Raw genomic sequence first — 11446 nt, forward strand, 5'->3', positions numbered from 1 at the left:
ATGCGCTATGCCAAGTATGGATAGGGTGAGGCAGGGTTCAGAATGGAGTGCGTTCGGGGAGCGGCTCTGAAGAGCATCGCAGAGCGGCTTTTCAGAGTATCGCTTTTGTCTAATGATTGGGGGTTGGGGGGCTATAAAGACTGCTGTCTTCAGGCTGATATTTCTAAATGTTAAATTCGCCAGCAGTATCAACTTTGGGGAACTTTGATAGTAGAAAACTTAAACCTCTCTCCATCCCTCAATGATAGCCATCAAAATGTTAACTAGCGGGTGGTCTATGGCTTCCTTAAAAGCTTCTTTTCCTCCTGCTTCGAGAGCATTGATTACCTTATCTTTTAGGGGTGGGTTCTTATCAATTTTGTCTGCAACTTCACCTAAAACTGTCATCTTTTCTTTGTATGTTATAGTAGGATTAGTCTGGAATAGTTGCTCCAGGAGTTTCTGAATTTCAGCTGCTGCTTCCGCTAGGCTTTGTTTTTGCTCTGGCGCAGACTTGTACTGGTTTATTATTATATCCCCTGTATTTTTTCCACTTACAATTTCCTGTGTACCTTGATTGTCAACACTGCCAACAGGAGCATAGAAGTTGTTCATAGTATTTAAAGATGGATAGTTGTTTAAGTACTTATTAGATTTATTTAGCTATATTGACTATTATTCAATTTTAATATAGTGCATTATTGTGCTAGTATTATGTTAGTTTACTTTATTTGATCCACTTACATTTTTCTGTGTACCACGATTGCCAACACTACCAACAGGAGCATTAAAATTTTTGACATGTAGATGTAAATTCATATAAATATTATCAAATTTGTTACTATCTAATTTTAACAATTTATTTGTTGAATCAATTATTGATTGGAAATCTTTATTATCTTTAATAAGTTCTTTGATATCTATATTATTTTTGTTTTTATAGTAGTTTTCGAAAATGTCTCTCTTGAACCTTGCTTTATTTCCCATAAATGGTAAAGATAGCTCTACACGAAATATTTTTTCATTTTGATCATTATGTTTATGTTTGTGAACTGTTACGGATATTTCTTGATTAAATTTTAGTTGCTTTAGGGTATACAGAAAAATTACAAAATCAAACTCGCTCTCACTGTATTCAAAAATAGTAATTCGCGAATAAAACAAATAAACCAATAAACTAATTACACTCAAAAGCAAACTAGTAAAAGCAATATATGGTAGTTTTGTTGGATTTGCTGATATCTTGTTAAACAAGACAAACCCTTCTTTTGTTAAGCGCTTATCTAACTTTTCTTTTTCATCTTTTATAAGCTCATTAATATATTCTTTGAACTTGTAGTTGCCCTCTTTTATAACCATTGCGTAGTCTTCGGATTTAAACTCGGATAAATATCTATCTCGGGGGTATAACACATATTTTGATGGCTTAAAATTCTTGTCTTTTTTTAAATAGCCCTGCAATAAAATGTCATCGCTGGCAAAAGCATCAATATCGCCTTGAGCTAAAGCCCTAATACCTTCTTCTCTGGTCTCAAAAATTTTGGGGTTGAGTGGTTCTATCTCTTTAATTGTTGTCGTGTTTACAGTTACTCCTATATTTAAGTCTTTAGGTAATGATTTTAGATTTTTAATCTTACTTTTGTTTACTAAAATCCTTATTCCTGTTGTCAAAAAATGATTGCTAAAAATTACTCCATCATTATTAAAATAATATTTTTGTTTTCTTGTGTCTGGACCACACTGAAGGTGTACAATTCCCTCACGAACTGACTCAAATCGAGGATTTTCTAAATTATTATTGAAGATAGGATCTAGCGTTATTGGTTCTTTATTCAATCTAAAATCATTGTTCAGCTTTTTTACCAACTTGACTGCAAAACCATAGCAAAAGTTAAGTTTTGGATCTTCGTATCCAGTACTAATAGGGTAAGAACTTGTTCTTATACGAACTATTAATTTAGGATTTTCTTCTTCTATAAATAGGTTTAAAATGTCCTTTTCTTGGTTAGTTTGAGCAGCACTAGGATAATCGAAAAAAGTTATTGCAGCTATTGAAAGTAAAATTGTGATGAATTTAAGATAACCTCTATTGACTTGACTTAAGTTTTGATTTGCGTTCCTTGGCCGAGATTTAATAGTGTTTAGCATGGTTTCTTCTCTTGAAATACAATCAATAGTTTGGGTTTTGCAAGTACTAACTTTCTTGTAGACGATGCGGTATTACGAAGTGCCTGTTATCAAATCAGAACACATCTAATATCAGATCATACGATTTATGTTTTTCATAGAAAATTTAGCCTTTTTAACTTGGAGTTAATTCCAAGTTAATTGCTACTGAAAAACATCAAAAATTAACTCAAAAAACTTGTTTAATTGCGCTTTATAACTGTAGAGTAAACATATCTAATTTGCTGACTCCTATGTCAACAAGCGCAATAGGGTCTGATTTATTGATAAGATGCGTTTACCCTGTTTTATAACGGGTGCATCTAATATTGAAAATGTTGCTTAGGATACGTTAGGGGGGCTTGCCCTCATTTTCAGACTCGTGCCAGCCTTGGGACAATCTGCCGTGTAACGCACCACCGGGTTAAACAGCTTTTAGGAGATGTACCCTTTATAACTGAAATTACGTTTCACCAAATCCCTAAGATAATCCGGAGGAAATTGGGACTTTTTGCAAAAAGTTTTTTGACAACCCAGATACAAATGTTATTTTGTATTGATGCTGAGGGGGTGACATGAGCCCTGAAAAGCTTACTAGATAAGGCTTTGATGCCAATTATCTCAGGAAAGATAAACTCCCAAATTGACCCTTCTTTGATTTTATGGACGCTCAAACCCTTATAACATAGTCCAAGGAAGCGCCCAAAACAGCATGTATCTTTTTGTAACAGATGGGCTGAATATCTTACGCAGTAAGGATTTTAGCTTGCATGTCACCCCCCCAGGTATTGATGCTATATAGTTGTCAAATTAAATGGTCAAAATGTGAAGATAATCAGATTATTGAAATCTGTGAAAAAAATATGAAAAAAGTGTGAAAAATGTGGAGTTTCGCATGACTTGAAAAGTGTTACGTTATAACCTGAAAATAAATCGGACTATGATTTGGCGTTAGTCATAGCCCGACATTTTTGATTCTGTTTACTATTGTTTGTGTCATTTCAATAATAAACCGGAACTTCCATGGCTTTAAGCGTTGGCTTTTAGCACAACTACCGTAAATCAAGGAATGTAGGCTACGAAGCAATTAGGTGACTCTAAGAAATAGCTGATGTAGTGATTACTACTGCCAATATTAGCTAACTGACCTACTTCACACCCTGTAAGGCTTCTCGTAATCCCCGCGACAGCCATCGAAAATTAACCCTTGATTCATTTTCTGGAAGCTCAAACCCTTATAACTACGTCCAATGTAAGCCCAAAACAGAATGTGTATTCTTGCAACTTATGGGCTGAAATTATTACCCAGTAAGGATTTTAGCTTGCATATCACCCCCCAGCTCAAAATAATTTTCCGGAGTCATTCACAAAACAATTGTATGCATCTTAAGCAAGGTAAGCGCAAGAATCAATAAGCTGTATTTTTTGAGAAAAAGACCGCGTTATTCTCAACAACTTAACTCTATTGCGAGTAAAGCTCTACGAGATTAGAGGGGTTTTGAGCCACGATCAACCGATATCCAGCCAATGTAAATTATGGGCAATTTTTTCTTGCGCTCACCCTGGCATCTTAAGTACGTAAATATTTTAAGAGGCTTGTTGCCATGAGTCGGAATATTTTATTAGTTGGGATTAATACCTACAGCTATAAACACCTCAATAAATGGAAGAATCGTCTGAAGTTCATTGGCTTTGGATTAATTATTCCCATTGGTTTAACAGTATATCTTGGATTTGCAGTCAAAAAACAGGCAAAGATAAGGGAACTTTGGTATAGTTTTGAAACTTATTATCATAAAAATGCTCAAGACAATGCTAAAATAGAGGATATTTTAGCAGCAAGAACTAAGTTTATCCAAATACTTCAAGAATTGGTAAAAGTTAATATTAATCTAAATAATTTCAACTTTAGCAGTATCAATTTAGGGGGTAGTAACCTCAGCAGTGCTAACCTCAACAGTGCTAACTTCAACGGTGCTATTCTCAGCAGTGCTAACCTCACGGATACCAATCTCAGTGGTACAAACCTCAGGATTAGTACCCTCAACGGTGCTATTCTCTCGAATACTGACCTCAGCCATACAAACTTGATCAATACTGACATAACTGCTGGTTTATTGTTAGCTTCTACTGATATAAACATCCCAAAAATTAAAACTGATAATTATAATATTTCAAATAAAAAGGTGGTTTTAAAAAAATTAGCACAAGCTCTAAAGCTAAAACAGCTAAATCATGGGCACTTATCTAATGAAGCCTGTTACCAAGTCACCATTGACTACTATAATATGCAACAAGCAAATGAACAAGTAAAGTTGGATAAACTTAGTCTAAAAACTGCTGAGTTGTTTTTAAGAGATCAACAACTTTTAGAGGAAGCTGGTCTAGGTACGTATAATGAGATATTATCCTTTAAAATTGATTTAGAAATTGCCCAGCAAGAAGTCAATAATGCTTTGCTACAGCAACAAATTTATCGTGGTCGATTAGCAAATAGCCTAGGTTTGTCTACTTCGACTAAAGTTATCGTGAATGATCCTGTAAAAATAGATGGGTTGTGGCATTTAACGCTAAAACAAAGTATTACCAAAGCTTTGAATAATATAGATAAAAAGCAACAACAGCACCGCAACCAGATAAAATTTAAAATAGAAGAACTTTTTGCCAAAGTTAACTATTATCTTGAAAATATTGATGTAAGAAATAAGATTTCAAACATGACTGAAGAGAAGGTTAGACTTGCACGATTGAGATTCCAAGCTGGTTTCGGTGATTACTCTGATGTAATTAAATCTGAAAAAATACTACAAGAACAGGAAAATAATCGAATTAGGGCTATTTTGGATTACAATCGATCTTTAGCTGAGTTAAAACAAGCGGTAATGAAGGGAAATTGCCATGAATGAAGTGCCAATCATAGATGTAAAGTTTTGACTTTCCTTTTTAATTTAGCACAAGAATGATGTGAGTATGGTGCAAAACTTGTGTCTGACTGAGGATAGCACTAAGTCGCATCAACGGAAAGAACAATTCGCCTTAAACGGGATGTTGGTCAGCCTGAATGACTAGGAGCGTTTGTGCTGTCTTAATTTCAGAGTGCGATCGCGCTTGACAAATTGTAAACTGTATCCAAACTACGTCGTAACAAAATAGATAAAAATTATATTTACCTACTACCGGGAAAGTTAATGTGTATGATTCTTTCTACAGTGGACATGCTGAATGCATTCCATGTCAAATTTTTTGATTACGTATAAAATAATTAAAATATGTATCAAAATACACAATTATTTACGGGATAATTCTCCCCATTTCCCGCTTTTACGGACTCCCAGGGCTTGCGCGTAGCGCTATAAGACTATACCTCTGACGACTCTCTCAATAATTTGTTACAAAATTTTTTAAAATATGCTATAATATGCAAATTTTTATGCTATAATCAAAGTGTGGACAATCAAATCCACGGGAAGAGCCAGCCTGACGTACTTGCAAGGGCGAAGGCTGGCTCTGGCTACCCCTTAAAGTAAAGGAGATAACTTCATATTATGTTGTATCGTCCAAGCCTATACCCATGGGTCATGGTTCGCCTATTACCACCGATGCCACCAGTCGTTTTCCCTCGGTTCCGCAACTGTTGTGATGCCAAAGGTTATTCCCAGACCCTGAAACAGCTGGTGCCTGATGCGAAGTTTCTAATTATTTTCGATATACCCCTCTTCTGTCAAACTCGGGTCAAACCCAGATTTTTCCTAGGCTGAAATGACGCCAATTGGTTCGATTGTCCCAAAATGACAGAACAGGGATAATATAGCACTACGCATTTAGATGTTTGACATTGTCTTGATGCAAAGCGCGAGTGGGGGAAACCACGGCAGTCGCTCATGGTTAGAAGTTACCGTAAGACAGGCTCGCCTTAATCAATAAGTTTTACCCCTTTTATGCATAGCCTACCAACCATAAAGGCTCAACTGTCTAAGGTTTCGTCTCCGGGGGGAACCCCCAAGACCGCGCTGCCTCCCCAAGACCGTAATGGTGCGTTTGACCCATTAAGAATTAAATTCGCTTGATTGTCGCACCTCTGCATCGCTCCTAAACTCCGAAACTTAGTCATAGCTTACTTTTGACTTCTGAGTTTTAACTTCTGACTTGCCCGTAGCGCTATAAATCGACAAACCGGCTTATATCAATGTCCTAACTTTAATGGGTAGTGCTATAATTTTGTGTGTTATTGTTTGCATTTTGGTTCTGGTCTTAGAAGTACAAATAAGATTTGTTTATTTTAAATTGAAACTGTGTGTATAACTCCTAGAATATAGAAGTAGACCAGTTTTTTGTTTTTAATTATGTTTATTTGTTTAATTATAAGTTAAATCTGTAGTTAATGTGTTTTTAGCTATGTATTTATGTAAGCCTAACTAAATTGCTTTGTTTATAATCAATTTTGTGTGTTATAACCAATAGCAAATAGTAACACTGATAGATAGTGGGGCAATGGAAAGTCAGGTTGGTTTTCAATCCGACTTTGATGGCGATGATTTTTCATTGACGGCAGTAAAAGACTACAGTACAATGACGATATGCAAAGCGACCGCACCTTTTTAGACAGGGAAGTGCGATCGCTGAAGTAAATGATTTGCAGTAAATCAGTTATATCTTAACCATGAAAGAATACGTTACGCACGCAATAATCCAGATCGGGACTTTTAAAAAATTTGATGGCTTCAAGACTAAGGAAGGCATGTACGTAATGTCTCAAACCCAGACAGCGGAAACCGTTGGAGAGAACAAGCAAAACGTGTCAGATTTTTTGCGCTCAAAAGCATTCAAAACCATATGGGGAGAGGGGTTTACGAGTCAGACTTTTGAAGTAGAAGATTCAACTCAATTAATTGGACAACCCAGGATTAATGGATTGCCACTGAAAATAGTAATCATTTATTGGAATTACCGTTCTTACAGGGGTAACAAGGAAGCATACAAGATCCTTAGTGTACTAGCCTTGGATTCTCTAGAGGATCATTTTCGTCATGCTTTTGGTGAAACGGCGACAATGGAAGAACGACGTCAACGAATAGATGCTTACGTGCAGGAACTAGAAGAAAGGTTGAATGCAGCCAACGAAACCATCGCACAGCAGGAACTGGAGTTGCGGCAGTCCTGGGAAGAGTATGATGTCCAGCAATCTTACCAGGATGAGTATGATCGCCAGCTCCGGGAACATGGCATCAACCCTTGGGCAGTTCCAAACACCGAAGACGAGCATTTATGATTTTTGAACTAGCAAATTTTCCCAAATTAACAGCGATCGTAATTAATTACTTGTCTTTGATGCGAACGCGCCCCGCGTGGCCTACGGCCAATCGCTTTTTTTGATGCTTTCATGCCAACTAGGGTAAACGCATAGTACATCATGGTAAATATTTTAGACTAATTTTTAAAAATCACATTAAACAAAACACCAATTATAGTAAAAAAGAAGTACATTAATACTGGAATTAATGATTGAGTCAGGTTTGAACGAAATCTCTTGTTATTCAGCTGGTAATTATCAAGGATATGTTCAACCCTTTCTCCTAATCGTGTATCTTTATTATATATTTCTAGTAGTTTTATATGATTTCTGGCAGTTAATTCATCATAAATACAAAACAATACATATTGTATTCCAATTAAAGCCAATATGATAACATAGGGATATACAGATTTATCAACAATCATGATTATAATTTTGATTAAAAAATTTACACCTTTGTTTATATAAAAGGTGCAAAGGAAGCGCAAAAATAATTTGGGTTTGAGCCTCTAATGTCTTTTCCAGAGTGGAATAAGACCTATCGTTCGACGGAGTTGTTTGCGTTTTTTGCCAACCGAGTTATGTCACCCTCGCGTCCAGATTACCGAAAGCATCTAGACCGGCTCAACTTATCAGCCCAGAGTTTTGATTTGATGGAATTTTTAGGAAGGAGCGAAGGAAATCGACAAACAGATAATTTTAAAGTTTTTCCTTATCCAGACCTCGACAGTGACGGGAAATACCACCTTTGTTTTCTAGTACATGGTTTGCGTCACTTACCAAAGTGTTCTATGGATCGCATAGGGCAGCTACAAGTCGGTGATCCTTTGTGGTTATGTCACGAGTTTCATAATCCTTATGACAATAAGGCTTTAGCGTTAACCACAGAAGATCATTATCACCTAGGGTATTGTCCCCGCTACTTGTCACACGATATACTTAAAATTTTAAGGCATGATCCAAGTTTAGTAGAAGTGAAAGTAGCAAAGGTAAATTTACCTCCTTCTCCGCTCAAGTCTCGGTTATTGTGTGAGATGACTTATTCAGGTTCAAAGGAATACGTGCCGTATGATCACAAGATCTATCAGCCCTTAACTAAGGAAAAAGAAAAGTCGAAAAATTTGCTTTTCCCGATGTAAGTAATACTCCTTGAATCATAACGTGCTCGGAAGTCCTGAATGCGATTGGCCGTAGGCCACGCTACGCGAACGCATTCAGGTACTATAGCGTTTATAGGATTTATGAGGTACGCTTCTCAACCTCAAAGTCCCCCTTGATAAGGGGGATTTAGGGGGATCTTTTTGTACCTCATGGCATAGAGAATTGCTATATATAGCTACGGCGGTTTGCATAACTATCAGCTACACAGGATTGTTTTCCCTATTCCCTATTCCCTATTCCCTATTACCTATTCCCTATTACCTATTCCCTATTCCCTATTACCTATTCCCTATTCCCTGCTCAAGGAAAGTAGTTAAGAGCCGATTTACGAGGGAACCTGTAAGTCTAAAGCCCCGTCTTTTCAAACCGGGGATCAAGACTCATAGCGGTTTTACCCGCTGTGATAAAAATATTTCTAGAGAATCGGGAATCTTACTAATGGCGTTGTAGTAGAAGGTATAGGAGAGTTCAGATCGAAACTGATGATTATCTTAGAGTTCAAGGTCGTTAAAAAGTCTCTATCAACTAGAACCCATACCTGTAAGTGTGGATCCTAGGTATATCGAACTCAGGTAAGTTGAGTTTGTGGCACAATTATTGATCAATTTTTCTCTAAAACTAAAAAAATGTCTCATACCACCATGTCTAACAAAAATATAAAGAGAATTTTCACTTTTGGTATAGCTGTTGCGTCTTCTGTGCTTGCTTTTGCCAGTACTACTAACGTTGCCCAAGGACAAACAAATTATCGCCTCAAAACCATGTTTACGGGCAGTGATAAATGTTTAGATATCATTAATGATGCTAACGACAATAAACCGATTATGGCTGACTGTGGTAATTATTCAGGACAATATTGGCAAATAGTAGCAACAAACAAGTCTGGATATTATCGCCTCAAAACCCTATTTACGGGCAGTGATAAATGTTTAGATATCATTAATGATTCTAACGACAATAAACCGATTATGGCTAACTGTGGTAATTATTCAGGACAATTTTGGCAAATAGAAGCAACAAACAAGTCTGGATATTATCGCCTCAAAACCATGTTTACGGGCAGTGATAAATGTTTAGATATCATTAATGATGCTAACGACAATAAACCGATTATGGCTAACTGTGGTAATTATTCAGGACAGTTTTGGCAAATACCTAATTTTTAACTAACTGTTTGAACTAGAAATTACCCTTTCGGGCAGGGTTGTTTAATTGTCGGGTAGAGCCGTTGACAACAATGGTGACCGCTGTGATGTCAAATGCCAGCGGTCACTTTATTACGTCGATAAACAGAGCTTGACCGATGTAAGTAATACTCTTTAAATCATAACCGGCTCGAAAGTCCTGAATGGGATTTGCTATGTCAAGTATGGATTACAAATGAATGATTACGATGAAGCCACAACAATAACCCTTCTTGATCAGCACATTCCTAGAAGGAGTTTTGTGATGGGGAGAAATTCCTTGTTAAAAATTCCTGTTCCTTAGATATTTGTGAACCGCAATCGTAGTATGATTATATCGATTTGGGAAATCAGCCTGATTTTAAATTTGCCAAAGACATCACCCTAAAGTTAGGAATAGATAATTTAGAATTCAATGCTAAAACGAGCACTTAGTCTGAGATTTCTAATCGAGTGGACGATACCAACAACCACGGGTATGATAATTACTATTGCGTTATGGTTATCGCTAACTGAAAATAATTTTTATGTGTATTTGTTCATGCTTATACCGTTTTGGCCAGCGATCGCACAATGGGTTGTTCTGCGACGTTACATTTCCGACGCTTGGTCATGGGTTGTGCGGACTGTGTTAGGAGCCTACGTTGCCATACCAACCATGGCTTTTTTCTATTCTTGGTATCTAAGATATCAATCTATATTTGTACAAAATCCAACTATCCGATTACCCATGACCTGGACAGCATCTATCCTTACGACCCTAATTGGTTGCGTAGTGATATCTTGGTTCCAATCGGTAGCTCTTTCTAAGCATACGACTCGGGCAGGTTGGTGGATTGTTCTTAACAGCTTAGTTTGGACTGCATTCTCTAGTTGGATAATTGAGATTGGTGCTCATGATTTTATGAACGATCTTAGGAACTACAATTCTCCTTATGCCTACGACTACAATATAACTGGTGAGATGGCAGTAAAACTCATAATTTTAATTATTCCCATCGCCAGCTTGATCCAAGGTCGTATACTTGTATGGTTATTCAACTCCCCTAAGGAGTCCAGGTGATGACCTTTGATTTTATATCAGTTATAAAAGATAAAGAAAAGTCATCTTATTTCTGTTAATAGGTCTTATCGGGAATTGAATATTTTCGGTATAGCACTACCCATTAAAGTGTTTGACATTGATACAAGCTCAAACGCTAATGCACGTAAACTTTTGCCTCTTGCCTCTTGCCAATGCCATTGCGCGTAGCGCTATAGCAGAAGTCAGAAGTCAGAAGTCAGAAGTCAGAAGTCAAACTCTTGCGCTTACTTAGGTTTGAGACTTTTGTCATGTCCGCGCCTGCCCTGGCGACTGCTATATAAGACTGTACTTCTCCCGACTCTCTCAATATTTTTTTACAAAATTTTTAAAAATATGCTATAATAGGCAAATTTTTATGTTACAATAAAACCGTGGACAATCAAATCCACGGGAAGAGCCAGCCTGACGTACTTGCTAGGGCGAAGGCTGGCTCTGGCTACCCCTTAAAGTAAAGGAATCGGGTAAATCTGCGGGATTACTCCCGCTTCGTCCCCAAGGCACCGTGCGAGCGAGTCTCCAAGCACACGGCGCGCCCAACTTCTTTAGAACACGTTTTCTTTTGCGACTTACTTTTCCTTG

General features: G+C 37.1%; 10 protein-coding genes. 7 read left to right on the forward strand and 3 right to left on the reverse strand.

The features are described 5' to 3' along the window. Nucleotides 1–219: 219 nt before the first annotated feature. Nucleotides 220–594, reverse strand: a complete 375-nt coding sequence (locus F6K53_RS29510; RefSeq protein ID WP_293071890.1) for a hypothetical protein — start codon at nt 592–594, stop codon at nt 220–222. Between the two features lie 102 nt (nt 595–696). Next, nucleotides 697–2127 carry a transporter substrate-binding domain-containing protein gene (locus F6K53_RS29515; protein WP_293071891.1) on the reverse strand — a complete coding sequence of 477 codons (1431 nt, stop codon included), beginning with the start codon at nt 2125–2127 and terminating at the stop codon, nt 697–699. Nucleotides 2128–3749: 1622 nt separating this feature from the next. On the opposite strand from F6K53_RS29515, the gene F6K53_RS29520 reads away from it, so the two are divergent. Both F6K53_RS29520 and F6K53_RS29525 read left to right on the forward strand, forming a co-directional pair. Further along, nucleotides 3750–5051, forward strand: coding sequence for a pentapeptide repeat-containing protein (locus tag F6K53_RS29520; RefSeq protein ID WP_293071892.1), 1302 nt, complete (start codon nt 3750–3752; stop codon nt 5049–5051). A gap of 639 nt (nt 5052–5690) precedes the next feature. Beyond that, the gene (locus F6K53_RS29525) at nt 5691–5903 is read left to right on the forward strand and encodes a hypothetical protein (RefSeq protein ID WP_293071893.1); all 213 of its coding nucleotides are present in this window, start codon (nt 5691–5693) and stop codon (nt 5901–5903) included. 206 nt (nt 5904–6109) lie between these two features. On the opposite strand, the gene F6K53_RS29530 is transcribed toward F6K53_RS29525, so the two are convergent. Further along, on the reverse strand, nt 6110–6256 hold the full coding sequence (locus F6K53_RS29530; protein WP_293071894.1) for a hypothetical protein: 147 nt from the start codon (nt 6254–6256) through the stop codon (nt 6110–6112). 549 nt (nt 6257–6805) lie between these two features. Between F6K53_RS29530 and F6K53_RS29535 the strand changes: the two genes are divergently transcribed. From F6K53_RS29535 to F6K53_RS29555, 5 genes are all read left to right on the forward strand, one after another. Beyond that, nucleotides 6806–7414 (forward strand): hypothetical protein, encoded by a 609-nt coding sequence (locus F6K53_RS29535; RefSeq protein WP_293071895.1) that lies wholly within the window; start codon nt 6806–6808, stop codon nt 7412–7414. A gap of 536 nt (nt 7415–7950) precedes the next feature. Then, nucleotides 7951–8577 (forward strand): HIRAN domain-containing protein, encoded by a 627-nt coding sequence (locus F6K53_RS29540; RefSeq protein WP_293071896.1) that lies wholly within the window; start codon nt 7951–7953, stop codon nt 8575–8577. Between the two features lie 207 nt (nt 8578–8784). Continuing rightward, the gene (locus F6K53_RS29545; RefSeq protein ID WP_293066360.1) at nt 8785–8916 is read left to right on the forward strand and encodes a hypothetical protein; all 132 of its coding nucleotides are present in this window, start codon (nt 8785–8787) and stop codon (nt 8914–8916) included. A 309-nt stretch (nt 8917–9225) separates the two neighbouring features. Continuing rightward, complete coding sequence (locus F6K53_RS29550) at nt 9226–9765, forward strand: RICIN domain-containing protein (RefSeq protein ID WP_293071897.1); 540 nt, start codon at nt 9226–9228, stop codon at nt 9763–9765. Nucleotides 9766–10324: 559 nt separating this feature from the next. Next, nucleotides 10325–10846, forward strand: a complete 522-nt coding sequence (locus tag F6K53_RS29555; protein ID WP_293023061.1) for a hypothetical protein — start codon at nt 10325–10327, stop codon at nt 10844–10846. The last annotated feature ends 600 nt before the right edge of the window (nt 10847–11446 follow it).

Origin of the sequence: Moorena sp. SIO4A1, assembly GCF_010672065.1 — a bacterium.
Classification (GTDB): domain Bacteria; phylum Cyanobacteriota; class Cyanobacteriia; order Cyanobacteriales; family Coleofasciculaceae; genus Moorena.

Bases quoted from the DNA above. Each gene is read 5' to 3' on its own strand.
- F6K53_RS29510 (WP_293071890.1), bottom strand. From the start codon at position 594: ATGAACAACTTCTATGCTCCTGTTGGCAGTGTTGACAATCAAGGTACA.
- F6K53_RS29515 (WP_293071891.1), bottom strand. From the start codon at position 2,127: ATGCTAAACACTATTAAATCTCGGCCAAGGAACGCAAATCAAAACTTA.
- F6K53_RS29520 (WP_293071892.1), top strand. From the start codon at position 3,750: ATGAGTCGGAATATTTTATTAGTTGGGATTAATACCTACAGCTATAAA.
- F6K53_RS29525 (WP_293071893.1), top strand. From the start codon at position 5,691: ATGTTGTATCGTCCAAGCCTATACCCATGGGTCATGGTTCGCCTATTA.
- F6K53_RS29530 (WP_293071894.1), bottom strand. From the start codon at position 6,256: ATGACTAAGTTTCGGAGTTTAGGAGCGATGCAGAGGTGCGACAATCAA.
- F6K53_RS29535 (WP_293071895.1), top strand. From the start codon at position 6,806: ATGAAAGAATACGTTACGCACGCAATAATCCAGATCGGGACTTTTAAA.
- F6K53_RS29540 (WP_293071896.1), top strand. From the start codon at position 7,951: ATGTCTTTTCCAGAGTGGAATAAGACCTATCGTTCGACGGAGTTGTTT.
- F6K53_RS29550 (WP_293071897.1), top strand. From the start codon at position 9,226: ATGTCTCATACCACCATGTCTAACAAAAATATAAAGAGAATTTTCACT.
- F6K53_RS29555 (WP_293023061.1), top strand. From the start codon at position 10,325: ATGCTTATACCGTTTTGGCCAGCGATCGCACAATGGGTTGTTCTGCGA.